14 protein-coding genes are annotated in these 17,422 nt (G+C 35.3%); 3 read left to right on the top strand and 11 right to left on the bottom strand.

Going from position 1 to position 17,422, the window contains the following annotated elements:
- Positions 1-132: 132 nt before the first annotated feature.
- The 11 genes from SPD89_RS15615 to SPD89_RS15565 all read right to left on the bottom strand — a co-directional run bounded on the left by SPD89_RS15615 (position 133) and on the right by SPD89_RS15565 (position 15,439).
- Positions 133-1,662 (bottom strand): acyl-CoA carboxylase subunit beta, encoded by a 1,530-nt coding sequence (locus SPD89_RS15615; protein WP_336262882.1) that lies wholly within the window; start codon positions 1,660-1,662, stop codon positions 133-135.
- 15 nt (positions 1,663-1,677) lie between these two features.
- The gene (locus tag SPD89_RS15610) at positions 1,678-2,460 is read right to left on the bottom strand and encodes an enoyl-CoA hydratase (RefSeq protein WP_336262881.1); all 783 of its coding nucleotides are present in this window, start codon (positions 2,458-2,460) and stop codon (positions 1,678-1,680) included.
- Between the two features lie 22 nt (positions 2,461-2,482).
- Positions 2,483-2,695 carry an acetyl-CoA carboxylase biotin carboxyl carrier protein subunit gene (locus tag SPD89_RS15605; RefSeq protein WP_336262880.1) on the bottom strand — a complete coding sequence of 71 codons (213 nt, stop codon included), beginning with the start codon at positions 2,693-2,695 and terminating at the stop codon, positions 2,483-2,485.
- A gap of 82 nt (positions 2,696-2,777) precedes the next feature.
- Entirely contained in the window at positions 2,778-4,127 is a 1,350-nt protein-coding gene (locus tag SPD89_RS15600) for an acetyl-CoA carboxylase biotin carboxylase subunit (RefSeq protein ID WP_336262879.1), read from the bottom strand.
- Positions 4,128-4,448: 321 nt separating this feature from the next.
- Complete coding sequence (locus tag SPD89_RS15595) at positions 4,449-5,591, bottom strand: acyl-CoA dehydrogenase (protein WP_336262878.1); 1,143 nt, start codon at positions 5,589-5,591, stop codon at positions 4,449-4,451.
- A 605-nt stretch (positions 5,592-6,196) separates the two neighbouring features.
- Positions 6,197-7,324, bottom strand: a complete 1,128-nt coding sequence (locus SPD89_RS15590) for a Ger(x)C family spore germination protein (protein WP_336262877.1) — start codon at positions 7,322-7,324, stop codon at positions 6,197-6,199.
- Positions 7,321-8,415, bottom strand: coding sequence for a GerAB/ArcD/ProY family transporter (locus SPD89_RS15585; protein WP_336262876.1), 1,095 nt, complete (start codon positions 8,413-8,415; stop codon positions 7,321-7,323). Before SPD89_RS15585 ends, SPD89_RS15590 begins: the two co-directional genes overlap by 4 nt.
- Positions 8,405-9,916 carry a spore germination protein gene (locus SPD89_RS15580; RefSeq protein WP_336262875.1) on the bottom strand — a complete coding sequence of 504 codons (1,512 nt, stop codon included), beginning with the start codon at positions 9,914-9,916 and terminating at the stop codon, positions 8,405-8,407. Before SPD89_RS15580 ends, SPD89_RS15585 begins: the two co-directional genes overlap by 11 nt.
- A 359-nt stretch (positions 9,917-10,275) precedes the next feature.
- Positions 10,276-12,714 carry a DNA topoisomerase IV subunit A gene (gene parC / locus SPD89_RS15575; RefSeq protein WP_336262874.1) on the bottom strand — a complete coding sequence of 813 codons (2,439 nt, stop codon included), beginning with the start codon at positions 12,712-12,714 and terminating at the stop codon, positions 10,276-10,278.
- A 27-nt stretch (positions 12,715-12,741) separates the two neighbouring features.
- Complete coding sequence (gene parE / locus SPD89_RS15570) at positions 12,742-14,727, bottom strand: DNA topoisomerase IV subunit B (RefSeq protein ID WP_442961181.1); 1,986 nt, start codon at positions 14,725-14,727, stop codon at positions 12,742-12,744.
- Positions 14,728-15,025: 298 nt separating this feature from the next.
- Positions 15,026-15,439, bottom strand: a complete 414-nt coding sequence (locus SPD89_RS15565) for a CoA-binding protein (RefSeq protein WP_336262871.1) — start codon at positions 15,437-15,439, stop codon at positions 15,026-15,028.
- Positions 15,440-15,942: 503 nt separating this feature from the next.
- On the opposite strand from SPD89_RS15565, the gene SPD89_RS23145 reads away from it, so the two are divergent.
- The 3 genes from SPD89_RS23145 to SPD89_RS15555 all read left to right on the top strand — a co-directional run bounded on the left by SPD89_RS23145 (position 15,943) and on the right by SPD89_RS15555 (position 17,113).
- Entirely contained in the window at positions 15,943-16,182 is a 240-nt protein-coding gene (locus SPD89_RS23145; RefSeq protein ID WP_442961182.1) for a DUF2651 family protein, read from the top strand.
- Positions 16,183-16,278: 96 nt separating this feature from the next.
- Complete coding sequence (locus SPD89_RS15560; RefSeq protein ID WP_336262870.1) at positions 16,279-16,830, top strand: hypothetical protein; 552 nt, start codon at positions 16,279-16,281, stop codon at positions 16,828-16,830.
- A gap of 94 nt (positions 16,831-16,924) precedes the next feature.
- Positions 16,925-17,113 carry a hypothetical protein gene (locus SPD89_RS15555; protein WP_336262869.1) on the top strand — a complete coding sequence of 63 codons (189 nt, stop codon included), beginning with the start codon at positions 16,925-16,927 and terminating at the stop codon, positions 17,111-17,113.
- Positions 17,114-17,422 lie beyond the last annotated feature (309 nt).

The raw sequence follows: 17,422 nt of genomic DNA, 5'->3' as shown, positions 1-17,422 counted from the left end.
TTTTTGCTTGTTAGTTTACATAATAAAATTATCGTTAATTTATTATGTAAATAGGGTGCTTAAGCAGTTAATAAGTGTAGAGACCTTTTCCACTTATTGACTTGTTAAACACCCCTATAATTAACTTTCGATTTAAACAGGATATACCCCATGTTTTCTATGTGTAAAATTTACTTGTTTTGATTCATACATTCTGAATCTAGTAGAAAGTTCTTTTCGAATTTTATCTGGATCAATAATCGCATCAACTACCATTTCAGATGCTAAACGGTAAATATCGATATCATTCTTGTACTCCTGTTGTTTTTCTTTCACAAAAGCGGCACGTTCTTCCTCTGGTAGAGAAGCTATTTTATTTGCATAGACTGCATTAATCGCAGCCTCTGGCCCCATGACAGCGATTTGTGCTGATGGAAATGCAAGTGTTGCATCTGGTTCAAAAGCCGGTCCTGCCATTGCATATAAACCAGCACCATATGCTTTTCTAACTACAACAGAAATTTTTGGTACAGTAGCCTCACTCATCATTGCAAGCATTTTTGCTCCATGCCTTATAATTCCTTGCTGTTCTACCTTTGTTCCGATCATGAAACCGGGAACATCCATTAAGAACAATAATGAAATATTAAATGCATCGCATAACTGAATAAATTTTGCAGCTTTATCAGCAGAATCCGGGAATAAAACGCCACCTTTCATTCTTGGTTGGTTAGCGATGATTCCTACAACTCTTCCTTCAATTCTTGCTAGACCCGTAATTAATTCTGGAGCAAATAATTTCTTAATCTCTAAGAAACTATCCTCATCTATAAAACGATCAATTAGATCATACATATTAAACGCAGCATTTTGATTTTCTGGAATAATATCTTTAATCGATTTCTCAAACTGTTTTGCTTCTTTAGTAGCGATTGTTTTAGGCTTCAATTTGTAATTTTGTGGGAAATAGTTTAAATATTTGCGTGCATAGGAAATTGCTTCTTCTTCGGATTTTACCAAAACATCACCACAACCAGATACGGAGCAATGCATTTTTGCTCCACCCATTTCTTCTAATGTTACCTTTTCACCGATTACCATTTCAGCCATACGTGGCGATCCTAAATACATCGAAGCATTCCCTTCCACCATGACAACAATATCACAAAATGCTGGGATGTATGCTCCACCTGCAGCTGAAGGGCCAAACAGTAAACAAATTTGCGGTACGCGACCAGAAAGTTTGATTTGGTTATGAAAAATACGTCCTGCTCCGCGACGACTCGGAAACATTTCTATTTGATCCGTAATTCTAGCACCAGCGGAATCAACTAAATAAAGCATTGGAATTTCTAGATTTAATGCTGTTTCTTGGATTCGGATAATCTTTTCAACTGTACGCCAACCCCATGAGCCCGCTTTAACTGTCGAATCATTTGCCATTACACAGACTGATTGTCCATATATTTTACCTATTCCAGTAACTACACCATCGGATGGTAGGTCATCCTCCATGCAATTAGCAAAAAATCCATCTTCTATTTCTATATCTTCATCAAATAAAAGTTCTAATCGTCTTCGAACAAATAGTTTACCTTTCTCACTGTTGGCTTTATGGTATTTTTCATTTCCACCTTGTTTTATTTTATCTGTTCTTTTTTGAAATTCATTTATATAAGACATAGGACTCCTCCTAATTTATATCCCTTTATAATTAGGTTTTCTTTTTTCTCTAAAAGCTTGTAAACCTTCTAATCTATCTTCCGTTGGGATTGTTTGTTTATAGCATTGATGCTCAATATTTAAACCAGAATTTAGATCTGTTTCGATTCCCTTATTGATTGCTTCTTTAGCCAATTTAACAGCAATCGGTCCATTTGAAGCGATTTTTACTGCAAGTTGCTTCGCTTCTTGCAGTAAATTTTCAGGCTTCACTACCAGCTCCACCAGACCAATTTTATATGCTTCATCTGCTTCAATTGACATCGCTGTATAAATTAACCGTTTAGCTTGTCCAGTACCGATAAGTCTAGGAAGCCGCTGGGTACCTCCTGCACCGGGAATAATGGCTAAAGATGTTTCTGTTAATCCCATTTTTACGTGACTTGCAACAATTCTGATGTCACAAGCTAAGGCAAGCTCAAGCCCGCCTCCAAATGCAACACCGTTTATAGCTGCAATGACAGGCATGTGCAACTTTTCTACATTTGATATTGTCTCACCTATGTATGTAACAGTTTTAATAACCTCGTCTTCAGTCATTCCTCTACGCTCTTTTAAATCTGCACCGGCACAAAAAGCTTTATTACCTGCTCCAGTAATTATTACACAACGAATGGAATTATTATTTTCTATTTTTCTAATAATTTCATTCAATTCATTTAATAATTGTAGCGATAACGCATTTGCCGCTTCTAATCGATTTAACGTGATAATACCAATATGTTCGTTTTCTATCTTAAAGGAAATGAGAGTAGACATCGTTAATTCCCCTCCTTCACTACTATTCAATAACTGCGATAACATCTCCTTCGTTGATAAAATCCCCTTCCCTTACTTTAATCTCTTTTATAATTCCGGATTGTTCCGTAGATATAGGAATTTCCATCTTCATTGATTCTAAAATTGCGACATCATCACCAGCCTCTACTTTATCCCCTTCTTTAACTACAATTTTCCACATATTTCCAGCCATACTAGCTTTTATTTCAGACATTTATAACGCCTCCATCAATAATTATTAGAAAACTTGGCTTATCGCCAAGCCTTGGCGAAAGCACTTATGCAGTAGGAAAGTTTTATACTTTCTTATCTGCTAAAAAATTTTGTACGAAATTAGTCGGTGTATTACCGGATTTAAATTGTTCATGATTTACTACTCTAATAAGCATAGGTATATTTGTTTTAATACCTTCAATTTTATAGTTTCCCAATGCTTCTTTCAAGCGCAAGATAGCTTCTTCTCTAGACTCACCAGTAACAATTAATTTACTTATCATTGGGTCATAAAATGGCGTGACATTACTTTCGTTTCTTACGGAAGATTCTATGCGAATATATTTTTCCACTGGCTCTTCGTATTGTGTGATTTTACCAGGTGATGGGAAAAAGTTTTTAGGATCTTCAGCATAAATTCTCGCTTCAATTGCATGACCATTATGGATAATGTCAGATTGATTCATATCTAGTATTTTACCACTTGCGATATTAATTTGCTGTTCGATGAGATCAATACCGGTAATTTCTTCTGTTATAGGATGTTCTACTTGAATTCTAGTATTCATTTCCAAAAAGTAAAACTGTTCTTCTGAATCTACCAAGAACTCTATCGTCCCAGCATTTGTATATCCTAATTCTTTGACCGCCTTAACAGAAACTTCACCCATTAAGTTGCGAGTTTTTTCAGATAAAATTGTGGCAGGAGCTTCTTCAATAACTTTCTGGTTTCTTCGTTGAATGGAGCATTCTCGTTCAAACAGATGAACTGTATTGCCGTGTTCATCGGCTAAAACTTGCACCTCTATATGACGAGCATTCTCAAGTTGTTTTTCGATAAACATGGAACCATCGCCAAAAAGTGATTCCGCACGTTTTGAATTATTCTCAAACGTCTTTTCTAGCTCTTCTTCATTTGAAACGGTTTGAAGCCCTACCCCGCCACCACCTGCTGAAGCCTTTAACATTACAGGATACCCTATATGTTTAACGGCTTCCTTTGCTTCTGCAACTGTTTTTACAGCTCCTTCTGTTCCAGGGATCACAGGGACACCAGCTGGTTTCATCAATTTCCTTGCTGTAATTTTATCGCCCATTTTCTCTATAATGTTCGCAGATGGTCCGATAAAAATAATATTTGCTTCCTTACACTTTCTTGCAAACTCACTATTTTCACTCAAAAGTCCATAACCAGGATGAATCGCACAGACATCAGCTTCTTTAGCTATTTGTATTATTTTTTCCATATTCATATAACTTTCATTAACACGTGGAGGACCTATCAGATATCCTTCATCTGCCATTTTTACATATGGAGCAAATTCATCCGCTTCTGAATATATAGCAACAGTCGCTATGGCCATTTTTTTACATGTCCGGATAATTCGAGCAGCAATTTCTCCCCGATTTGCAATGAGTATTTTCTTTATCATATACGCTCTCCTGTTCCTAATATTTAACAATAATAATTAAGAGGTGGGATAAATGTATTTATCTAAGAAATTTGATTATAGAGGATGTTCAAAAAATCCGGTAAAAATGACACCGCGAATTTCGCACGAATGCTTGTTTCTCCGCTACTTATGTATCTAAATGCATACATTCCGCTGCTCGAAACTGCGCCGCCTCGAACTTCTTGGTCCATTTTGAACACGCACTTATAGCAAGTACCTAGCATGCGCTTTGGAAATCGACATCACTTACGTAGCCAAAGTTGATCGTATTATAAATATCCCAACCTCTTCAAATAAAAATTAACAGCCTAAGTGCCTAGCAATTACTAATCGTTGGATTTCGGATGTTCCTTCACCGATAACAAGTAATTTGGCATCACGTAAATATCGTTCAACTTCATATTCGCGCATATATCCGTAACCACCATGAATTTGAATCGCTTGATCCGCCGCACGAACGGCTGTTTCTGTGGCAAATAATTTAGCATAAGCCGCTTCTTTAGAAAACGGTTTATTATTATCTTTTAACCAAGCTGCTTTTAATACCATGTTTCTGGAGAGTTCCACTTCCATTGCCATATCAGCCAATTTAAATTGAATTGCTTGAAAGGAAGAGATTGGTTTACCAAATTGTTTTCTTTCTTTTGCATAATTTAACGCTTTATCTAATGATGCTTGGGCAATTCCAACACCAAGAGCACCGATAGAAATGCGTCCCCCATCCAAGGTTGATAAAAATTGTTTGAATCCATCTTTTGGATCACCTAATAGATTTGTTTTTGGTACCCGAACATTGTCTAATACAATTTCAGCCGTATCAGATCCTCGAACCCCCATTTTGTCATAATTACTAGTTATCGTAACACCTTCCGTGTTTGTCGGAACGATGATAGAGGATATAATAGAACGTCCTTTTTCATTTTTACCTGTTACAGCTGTAATAATTAAGTTTTTAGCAAAGCTTGCATTTGTGATGAAGCATTTTTCCCCATTAATAACATAATAATCTCCATCTTCTACTGCAGTAGTCATTGTACCACCGGCATCTGATCCAGCATTAGGTTCTGTAAGACCAAAGGCTCCAAGTGCACGACCTTCTGCAAGAGGTACCAAATATTGTTGTTTTTGTTCTTCGGTACCGAACATATAAAGTGGACTTGCCCCCAGTGAAACAGCTGCAGCATAACTTAAACCAGTACTGCCACAGACTCTGGCAATTTCTTCTGCAGCAAGTGCATAAGAAATCGTATCTCCGCCCGCTCCACCATACTTTTCAGGAAAGGGAATACCCATTAAACCTAGTTCTCCCATTTGCTTAAAAATGTCTTCCGGAAATTTGGCTTCCGTATCAATTTCAATTGCTCGTGGTTTAATTACGTTTTCTGCAAAATCTCTCACCATATTTCGGATCATTTCTTGTTCTTTTGAAAGTTCAAAATTCACATTATCACTCCTTAGACATTATTCATTAAAATTTAAGTTACATCATTTCACAAAAATAATATATTTTTGTATGAAAAACATTTAAGAACTAAATCTATAAATTTAGCGTATCATATTTTCATCATATAAAAAAGTGCTTACATTGAGTTGCCATCAACTCGTTAAGTCTTTTTCAAAAACGATGTAAATCGAGAACGAGAATAAGAAGAAGTTTATTAGATTTTAAAAAGAGAAGTAAATAAAGCAATTAAGTTAAGAGGGGTTGAATAGCGCCCCAGCGCGAAACATAATGAAATACATAACAAATAGGAAATCTTGTGATCTTATTTATAATATGGTACTTTTTCCCTCCAACTTCTTTACTATATGATAAAGTAAAAGTATTTATATATATGACGAAAAATTATCGAGGAAATAACAAAAGAAGATTAGAAAACTTGGCTTATCGCCAAGCCTTAGTTGCACTTATGCGAGTCAAGAAAGTTTTATACTTTCCTACCTGCCAAAAAAGTTCAGATAATCATAATCTGAACTTTTACTAAAGAAAAAATGACCTAACAGTTCGCCTACATACATCGGCTTATTTAAGGCCTGAATTGTATTTTCTAATTAAGAATACCATGCTTCAGGATTTCAACATTAAATGTTGTTTCAATAGGAACCTTCGGATAAGATTCACCCCAGTCAATTTTTTCCCATATGGAATGATGATAAGCTTTCACTTTCTCGCCCAAACCGAGTGAATCATTGTTTGCCTCTTGTATGCTTGCTATTGTCTTTACTGCAAGTTCATTTAGCTTTTTTTCTATTTCTTTGGATAAGGCTTTCGCTTTTTTTTCACTATACAACTGATCACTTGAAAATTCATCAATTTCCACTTGGAGGGTCAAGTCTATATTCGCTTTAATCTCATCGTTATCTGTGTATACGTTGAGTTTTCTTTTCGTTTTTCGTATAACAAAGTCCACAAAATTTTTATCGTGTTTTTCCTTATCGCTACTGACTTTCAAATTCATTTTTGTTCCTTTTGCCGTTTGATCGGCTAAAATAAGTAACATGGAACTTTCCTTTATATTTAATTTTCCAGTCATTTTATCACCGGAAAATAATGCCACTCCATCCACTATTGCCATGTTACTATTTTCTGTAACACGGATGTAAGGCACCACTATATCTTTAACATCCGATAAAATAATCGGGCAAATTGATTGTACATTTTCATTCTTTGTAAGACCGCTTTCCCCGGCACTAATGAGAAGCTCTGAATAAAAATCACTAATAGGACGGGAGTAATTTACCTTTAAATTCGAGGCATCTTTTGCCGTTCCTTTAACGATAGCCACCGAAGCATTTAATGGGCCTCTTAAATCACGATAGATTGAATCCAAAGTTGAAAATATTCCATTGGCCGCTAAACTTTCACCTAATAATATAACTTTTGCTTTCGATCTGTCAAATTTTTCAGGAATGAGCCGATCTAATTGATTTTCAGCATCTTTCACCGTGTCGCCGGTTGTCGTTATCACATTACTTTGAGTTGCAGGTGAATTTTGCTGTGGGTCTCCACTACTTTCTTGTGGAAAGGTAACCGTTTTAATTATTGTTTCGTCGGTTCCCAAGTCATATCCAATGGATAAGACTAAACTATGTTCTTTTAATAAGCGCTCATCCCAGCATCCGGCGAGTATTACTGCTAAAAAAGTAGCCCATATAAAAGGTAATCGACCAATCATCCGCTGTTTTCCACCTCCTTCTTGTTGAAAATGATTGCAATGAGAAGAAGTAAGATCGGGAAGCCAATAGCGAAAAGAATGATAAATGGATTAAAAATCCTGGATACAGAATCAATCTCATAAACCCCATAAACGCTCATTGCCAAAAAAAAGCTTATTCCCGCGACAATGAAAACGTAAATACTCCTTTTATTTGAGTTCATGACGAATGATAACCCAAGGGAGGAGGCGTAAAGTACGATAATAATTGTTGTAGCCACCAGTACAATCCACATCGATGTGAAAAGCAAGTCCGGTCTTTCAATGATTTTGAAAGTGAATGCTTTGACTAAGTATAACATTGGTTCAGGTACAATTTTCAATTCGTTCGGACTAAAAAAAAGCAGGCTTATCATAACTATGAATGTGTAAAAAAGTGTAACAATAATATTGGTTATCGTTGCCACTTTCACCAATCCCTTTTGATCCGATTGAACAAAAGGGTAGATGAGAAGCAAAAATTCAAATCCTTGATATGAAAATAAAGTAGTTGGAATTCCCTTCATAATAGGCACCACCCCCGTATTTCCAATTGGTAATATATATGTAAAGTTTGCCTCTTTTAAGGAGTATATAGAGAACCCTATAAAACCTATGAGAGTAATAGAGGAAATAAATAAGAAACGAGCCATTATCTGAAGATTTTCTTTAACGATATAAACCGCTATCATCACTATCAGACCGACCAATAACCATTTGGGTGTCGTTGGCATCATCCAGGCCCTAAGAATAACGGCAAACTTTGCCAAGAAAAATCCTCCAAGAATCATAAAGTATATACTATACAGAATGACAATCATTTTTCCGAAGCCTTTTCCAAAAAGAAATTGGATGATGCCATACAAATTACTTGATGGAAAACGCTTCATTAAGGCTCCGAAAATAAAGATTGTAATTTGAATAATGATACCCGCCAACAAGACTGACATCCAACTGTCTCCCTTTGCCTTCAAAAATATTTCATTAGGTAAAGTAATAATACCTACTCCGATTTGGCAGTGGATTAATACAAATAGCAATTGAAACTGGGTGATTTCTTTATTACCGATCATTCTTATCCCACTCCCTTGATGATCTTTGTTTAAGGGGTAGCTGCGCATGTACATCTTTAGAATGTTTGTTCATTGACCAGATTGGAAAACGGACTAAAGCATCCTTTAACCCCTTTATATTCAAAGGGGCTAAAGGCGTAATATATGGCGTCCCAAAGGATTGCAATTTACACATATGGATGATAATGAACATAAGAGAAACTACAATTCCGACAAATCCGAGCGTTGCTGCCGCAATCATGGTTGGAAATAATAATATTCGTATGGTGTTCCCCATCTCATAGGCAGGAATGGTAAATGACATGATCGCAGTTAGAGCAATGACAATAACCATCACGTTCGATACCAAACCTGCGTTGACTACTGCTTCACCGATAATCAGACCTCCGACGATACCGATCGTCTGGCCTATCGGTGTTGGAAGCCTAAGTCCCGCCTCGCGTATTAATTCAATCGTAATAACCATGACTAGTGCTTCAACAAAGGGTGGAAACGGGACATTTTCTATCGAACCTTTCACAATGACTACCATATCATACGGAATAATTTCAAAGTGAAAACCGACCACCGCGATGTATAAAGGTGGAAAGGTAAGCGTCCCCCAAAAACTGAATAATCTTAACAGGCGAAAAACGGAACCTTCGTAAAATCTGTTATTGAAATCATCCGGGGACTGAAAAAAAGAAAAAAATGTGACAGGCATTATAATTGCATCCGTACTTCCCTCAGTCATAATGGCTACCCTTCCCTCCATCAAGTGAGCCTCCAAACGATCAGGTCGTTCGGTATAGAGGTTTTGCGGAAACGGTGACATTGGATGTTCTTCTATGCATTCTTCAATATACCCAGGAGCGATAATTGAATCCATTGAAATGGACAGGATTCTCTTTTCTATTTCCTCAACCAATGAAGGATTCGCCAGTTGATTCATGTAAACAATCGCCATTTTTCTATTTGATTCCATCCCTAACTCATAATATTTAATCATGAGCTGGCGATTTTTAACCCGTTGCCTGATCAGATTCATATTAATATCGAGACTTTCTACAAAACCTAAATGGGAACCTCTCACAACTTTTTCATTTTCAGGTTCATCGGGCGCACGAGTATTCATCTGAGGTGTGTTGAATAAATAAGTCTCTTTTTCCCCTTCTAATACAAGGGCACAGCTTCCCATTAACAGTGCAGAAACTGCATCATTTAAGTTGGTCGATGTATTAAATCCAACATTTGTAATAACGTTTCTTAGATCATCACACTCATCAGCCTCTGTCAATGGAATTAGAAAGCTGTGTTCAATTATCTTTGGATCGGTCATTGCCTCTAAATAGAACAATTTTCCCTGTTTTTCATGGAAAGTCACTTTCCTCATTTTTAAATCATCTGTATTGTTAAAAGCTTCACATATATATTTAATGTTATCCTCAAGCGAAGGAAAAAGGGGATTGATACCTTTATTAACAAAGGACGGCATTCCTTTATTTTTTTTAAAAAAAGACATGGAGTTGCTCAACTCATTTCCGTGTGATCTTATCACAAGTATTTCCAATAACTACCGGCTCTAATCAATAAAGGTCGTTTCTCAATCCCTTTTTATTACATAAAAAAGAGCCTATTTACGTAGGCACCGATTATTTTATTTACCTTTATTCTTTTTTATTTTAGATACTGGTAATTTTAATAACCATCACAAGTTCGCATTTACAAATTAATCACAATCTAGCATTTTAAAGGGACAACTCTATTATCACTCCACAGTCATGCATATAAACATTAAAGAAATAAATGAAAGGTAAGAGATGAAATATTCTTTAATTCTTCCCCTACCTTTTCTTGGCATACTTTCAGAATAGCCTATTATTATTCGTTAAATGGAATATCATATTCTGCTTCTATTATTGTATATTGAACGATTCCTTCTTCATCTGCATCGATTATAAAGGAGCCATTGCTGTTTCGATCACTGATTGGTAAACCATATGGTACTACTTCGATCCTTTTTTCCTTATCTGTTACTAAACTTATTTCCTCTTCCTGAGAAATCGTATAAAATCCTACAATCCGATGAGGCTTTGCTTTTAATTCTCGTAGCATATGAACACCACGCCTTGCTCTTGCAGTTTTCTCAAACGCATTAATTTTCATTCGTTTACATGCACCACGCTGTGTAACAAGAAATAAATCAGAAATTGTTTCATCGATGATTTGTCCGTTTACAACATAGTCTGACTCTTTTAATTGGATGGCAATTACTCCTAAAGCCCTCTGACCAACCGGTGAAACTTCGGATTCATTAAACCATAATCCATACCCTCGATTTGTCGCAATAAAGATATCTTGCTTTCCATTTGTTTCAAATATATTGACTACTTCATCGTCTTCTCTCAAATTTAGGGCAATTAAACTTCTAGAGTATCTGGGTGATTGATAAACCTCTAATTCTGTCTTTTTAATCATTCCTTGTTTTGTTAAAAATAATAAATATTTATCGTTTGTAAACTCGCGAACAGGAATACATTGAACAATACGTTCATCTGAACCAAAAGTTGTTAAATTGGATAAGTGTACCCCGGTATCTTTCCATCTTATATCAGGTAATTCGTGAACTGGAACTGAAATATATTTCCCCGTATTCGTAAAGATTAATACATAGTCGGTTGTATCCATTTCCAATAATCTTACAAGATTATCAGATGACTTAATTGTTAAATCGTCTTTGTTTGAAGCGGCATATGATCGCAAACTTGTTCGTTTAATATACCCCTCTTTAGTAATGGAAACAAGTACAGTTTCACTCGGTACCGTTACTTCGATATTGATTTTAATTTCTTCAATTTCCTCTTCGATAGTTGTTCTTCTTTCATCCCCATACGTACGTTTAATTCTTCGCAACTCTTTTTTTATTTCATTTAACAACACTTTAGGTTTTGCTAAAACTTCTTCATACTTTTTAATTTTTTCTTCTAATTCTACTTTTTCTTCCTTAAGGATTGTGATATCTGTGTTCGTTAATCTGTATAGTTGTAATGCTAAAATTGCTTCAGCTTGAGAATCCGAAAATTCATATTGTCGAATGATATTTTGTTTCGCATCAGCCTTATTTTTAGAGTTACGAATGGTTTGGATAAGTTCATCTAAAATAGAAATAGCTTTAATTAATCCATTTACAATATGAACACGGTCATTTGCTTTATTAAGATCGTATCTTGTTTGACGTGTTACTACTTCTTTTTGGTGTGTTATATATGCATCCAAAATTTCAGTCAACGGCAATAATTTCGGAGTTTTATCCTGAATAGCTACCATATTATAGTGATAGATAATTTGTAGGTCCGTATTTTTATATAAATAGTTTAGTATCCCCTTGCTATCAGCATCTTTTTTCAACTCGATAACAATACGCAAGCCTGAACGATCCGTTTCGTCCCTTACTTCCGCAATCCCTTCCACTTTTCGTTCTGCATGTAATTCATCTATTTTTCGGACAAGATTTGCTTTATTTACTTCATAAGGAATTTCTTCAATGACAATCTGTTCTCGATTGCCCCGCATTTTTTTAGTTGTTGCTCTACCTCGAACAACTACTCGACCTTTTCCAGTCTCAAAAGCTTGTTTTATTCCATCAAGACCTTGAACAATTCCACCTGTAGGGAAGTCTGGTCCTTTAATTTTAGTCATAAGATCATCTAAAGTTACGGTTGGTTTATCAATTTTCATAATAACAGCATCGATAACTTCCTGGATATTATGTGGTGGAATATTTGTAGCATAGCCAGCAGATATACCGGTGGAACCATTCAATAAGAGATTAGGAAGTTTAGCTGGAAAAACAAGTGGCTCTTTATTTGTATCATCAAAGTTAGGAATAAAGTCAACTGTATCCTTTTCGATGTCGTCAAGTAACTCACCTGTAATTTTTGAAAGTCTTGCCTCAGTATAACGCATCGCTGCAGGAGGATCTCCATCAATACTTCCGTTATTTCCATGCATTTCTACTAATTCGTAACGCATTTTCCAATCTTGACTTAAGCGTACCATTGCATCATAAACAGATGTATCTCCATGTGGGTGATAGTTACCAATAACGGTTCCAACGGTTTTGGCTGCTTTTCTGAAATTATTTTCATGTGTATTTTTATCTACGTGCATTGCATACAATATACGACGTTGTACTGGTTTAAGCCCATCTCGTACATCTGGTATCGCTCGGTCTTGGATAATATATTTACTGTATCTTCCAAAACGATCACCAATAACGTCCTCCAGCGGTAAATCAACATATTGCTTCAATTGAGACATAAAAATTCTCCTTTACAACTTCTCGTCTTACTTTTCCAGTATATTTTCATCTTCTTCTAAGCCAAACTCTACATTTTCTTCAATCCAAGTTCTACGCGGAGATACTTTATCTCCCATTAATGTTGTTACTCTTCTTTCTGCTTGTGCAACATTATCTAGTGTCACTCGAATTAATGTTCTCGTTTCAGGGTTCATTGTTGTGTCCCACAGCTGATCCGCATTCATTTCTCCTAGTCCTTTATAACGTTGAATCGTATAGCCATTTTTGAATTTCTTTACTGCTTCTTCCATTTCACTTTCTTCCCAGGCATAGACAATTTGTTCTTTTTTCCCTTTACCTTTGGAAATTTTATATAGTGGTGGTAATGCAATATAAACTTTCCCCGCCTCAATAAGCGGACGCATATAACGGTAAAAAAACGTCAGTAATAATACCTGAATATGTGCACCGTCTGTATCAGCATCTGTCATAATAATCACTTTATCATATCTAGCGTCCTCTACGTTAAAGTCAGCGCCTACTCCAGCTCCAATGGTATGAATAATTGTAGAGATTTCTTCATTTTTCATGACATCATCCAGTTTTGCTTTTTCTGTATTAATTACTTTCCCCCTTAGTGGAAGAATTGCTTGGAACACACGGTCTCTACCTTGTTTTGCAGAACCACCTGCTGAATCTCCCTCTACTAAATACAGTTCATTTTTAGACGTATCACGTGATTGCGCGGGTGTTAATTTCCCGCTTAATAATGTTTCGCTTCGTTTTCTTTTCTTTCCATTTCTAGCATTTTCTCTAGCCTTTTGAGCGGCTTCACGAGCATCTTTTGCCCGAAGAGCATTATCAAGTAGTTTCTTAGCAGTATCACCGTTTTCCTCTAAAAAATATGCTAATTTTTCAGAGACAATCGCATCTACAACGGATCTTACCTCCGTTGTACCAAGTCTACCTTTTGTCTGTCCTTCAAATTGTAATAATTCTTCAGGTACTCTCACAGACACAATAGCAGTTAAGCCTTCACGAATATCATTCCCGTCTAAATTCTTATCTTTTTCTTTAAGAAATTCGTTCCTTCTTGCATATTCATTAAATGTCCTTGTTATAGCTGCACGGGCACCTACTTCATGGGTACCACCATCTTTTGTACGGACATGATTCACGAAGGAGTGCATATTTTCTACATAACTATCACTAAATTGAAATGCAAAATCAAGTTCAATTCCGTTCTGCTCACCACTAAATGATATTACATCATGGAATGCATCTTTTCCCTCGTTTAAATAATGGATAAAAGAGACTAACCCTTCATCAAAGTCAAAAACTTCCTCTTTATTTGTGCGTTCATCCGTTAACGTAATTTTTAATCCTTGAAAGAGGAAAGCTGATTCCCTCAACCTTTCTGCAATTGTTTCTGTTTTAAATTCAGTTACCGAAAAAATTTTCGGATCAGGTTTAAATCGAATAGTTGTACCCGATTTTTTTGTGTCACCTTTTTTTTCCAATGTGGTAGAAGGTTTTCCGCCATCTTTAAAATGCTGGTAATATTTTTCACCATTACGGTACGTTGTTACTTCAAGCCATTCAGATAATGCATTAACTACTGCAGCACCGACACCATGTAATCCACCACTTGCTTTATATCCACCTTGTCCAAACTTCCCACCTGCATGGAGAACCGTAAAAATAACTTCTGTAGTCGGTTTTCCTGTTTCATGAATTCCTGTTGGGATACCCCTCCCATTATCACTAATAGAAATACTATTATCTTTATGTAATTTAACATGTATTTCATTTCCATATCCAGCAAGCGCTTCGTCAACTGCGTTATCAATTATTTCATATGCTAAATGATGTAGACCTTTTATATCAGTCGAACCAATGTACATTGCAGGTCTTTTCCTTACCGCTTCAAGACCTTCTAGTACTTGAATCGACTCTTCTGTGTAATTTAATGAAGCATCAACCAATCGATCATCGACTCCTTTAATTAAAACAATAAAAAAACAATCATACATTTGTATTTGATAACTAAGGCATCACCCAAGCCTTAGTCGGAACTAAATTTGCACTTACAACTACAAGATGTGACTTTCATTAACTGCCCAATAAATCTAGAGGTGAGAAAAACATTCAGTTCCAAAACCCCCAGCTTCGTAGCTAGTGAGCGGGTAGAAAGTATTCAACTTTCTCATCTTCTAAAATATTATACGCTTATATCATCAATAATCAATTACTTTTGTCAATTCCATTCTTCACGATAAAAAGAGATGACTAAAAATGTCATCCCATTATCATAACAAATTGGATTATATTTTATACTAAGACGGCTTGTGCAACTTTTATACATAAATCCATAATTACCGTGTATCCTCGTTCTGTCAAAATTTCATATGCCTCATCGTTGGTTACGCCTTGTTGCGCCCAAAACACATTACAATCGATGTTGGTAGCTTCTTTAGCAATAGCCGGTAAAAATTCAGATCGTCTAAAGACATTGATAATATCTATCTTTTCTTCAATGTCACTTAAAGAAGGATAAGATTTTTCTCCAAGAACTTCGTTGACATTCGGATTAACGGGAATGATTTTATACCCTGCATCCTGCATTGCTTTAGAAATTTGATAAGAAGTCCGTTCTGGGTTGTTTGAAAGTCCTACGACAGCAATTGTTTTGGACGAATTTAATATGGATGAAATGATTTCTTTTGAAGGATTTTTACTAGTCATTTGATTTCCCTCCTTGCAACGTTTCCTACTTGTCTCTTATATTAACACATCTTTGCAATATTAGAAAACTAGTACTTTACTAATAGTATGAAATGCGGAATAGAAAGCTAAGTCGTGACTAAGAGAAGTCATATTTATATAATTTATATTTTAAGTCCCCGAATTATCGTGTAGAATTAAAATTAATTTAAATGGTTAGTCCCCAAAAAGGAAGTTTTCTAAAAAGGGGAATTCAAAAAACACAATATATAGTAATTATTCCACTGTTCCAATACCATATATAGTATAAAAAATAAATGAATGACCTTTTTGGGAGTGAACCATTTAAATGTATATTAAAGTTGGTTTAAAAGTTCAATTTATAATACTTTTTATTACACAAACGGTCAGATTGTTGAACAAGAATGGATGCAATTATTTAACAAAATGCATTTCTTGCTACTGTATATAAATTTAGGTAGTGAAGGGAGAGGATAAAAGTGGGTTTGTTTATTACATTAGTTATGTTTACGTTTCCAGTGGCTTCAATTTTGATTGGAATAATCGGATACTTTATCTTTAAAAATATTTATTTGGCGCCAATTTTGGTAGCACTAATTTCTATTATAGCAAACCTAACGATACTGCATTCACTTCTTTGGTTTTGGTTAATATTGTACACATTACTTTCACTGTTGGCAGGCTTGTGCGTCAAACTGCTTTCTGCGTTGAAATCTCCAACTAAGCAATCTGGTCATTTCTAACATTTTCACTAAACGGGCGCTTTTCTAGAAGGAGGATTAGCGCCCCAATCTCGAAGAAAAGCACCAAATTTTTTAGTTGTAATAAGGAGTGGTTGAATGGTAGCTAGAAAGTTTTTTAGTTTGTATATTGTCTTGTATTTATTTCTTTATTCGGGATATCTTTTATATATTTATTGGATTCGTCCTACATATAATATTGTGAGTTTATCAGCAATACTTCTACCATTCATTTTTTTGTTGTTGTTTCAATTGTTCCTTTATAAGCGTACTAAGATTAAAGAGAAGGCCAAAATTCAATTTAAACCCCTTTCCTTACTATGTTCTATTTTACCACTTTGGTGTGGTATTATGCTTGGTTTAAATGAGTATAAATCAAATTTTTCAACTGAAAGATGGTTAAATAAACCCGAGGAAAGAGTATATATGGTAGATGACTTGTTAGAACATTATAAGTTAAATGGAATGACGAGTGAAGAGGTAGATAAGTTATTGGGAAATCCAACCCAAACTGAATACTTTAAGGAAGAAAATAACATTGTGTACTATCTCGGAGATGAAAGAGGATTAATTAGTATCGATAGTGAATGGTTGATTCTTTTCTTCAATGATAAAAACGAAGTTATAAAATACAGTCTTAAAACAGACTAGTTAACTTACTCCATGAAAGACTAGGAAGTGTTCAACTAACGGGCGCAGTTGCTGACTAGATTGAAAAACAATATTAAAAAATGAGGTGATATTAGTGGCAACAACAAAAAATTGTAAAGTTTGTGGAAATAATACATTTTCTGAAGGAATATTGGGTAATGGTTTTACAAGTATTACTCCTGCCAATAAGGTTTTAGGAAGTTCGCGCTTAATACTTACCATATGTAAAAAATGTGGTGAAGTAACTTCAATGAAGGTCGAAAATCCTAAAAAGTTTCAATAAAACTTGGTTAATAATCTTAAGCTATAGAGCGCGATTGTTTAGGAAAGATATAAAAGATACGAGAGATCATTCTCATGTCTTTTTTATTTAAACGGGCACGAGAGCAACCTCCCTTTTGCTGGAAGCTGTGCTGTGTAAGAAACGAGCCTATTGTTTAAGACTGAAACATCTACTAAATTAAATTTCTATAATTTATGATTTATAATAAGTTATCAAAATCTTGATAAATCCAAATCCCCCAAGATTTATCTGTTGATGAAGGAGCTATATCAGATGAAACTTCCAATTTAAAATCCCCCATTTATCATA

This window comes from Pseudogracilibacillus sp. SO30301A (assembly GCF_037072025.1).
GTDB lineage: Bacteria > Bacillota > Bacilli > Bacillales > Amphibacillaceae > Pseudogracilibacillus.
This window is presented reverse-complemented; position numbering and strand designations above follow the sequence as displayed.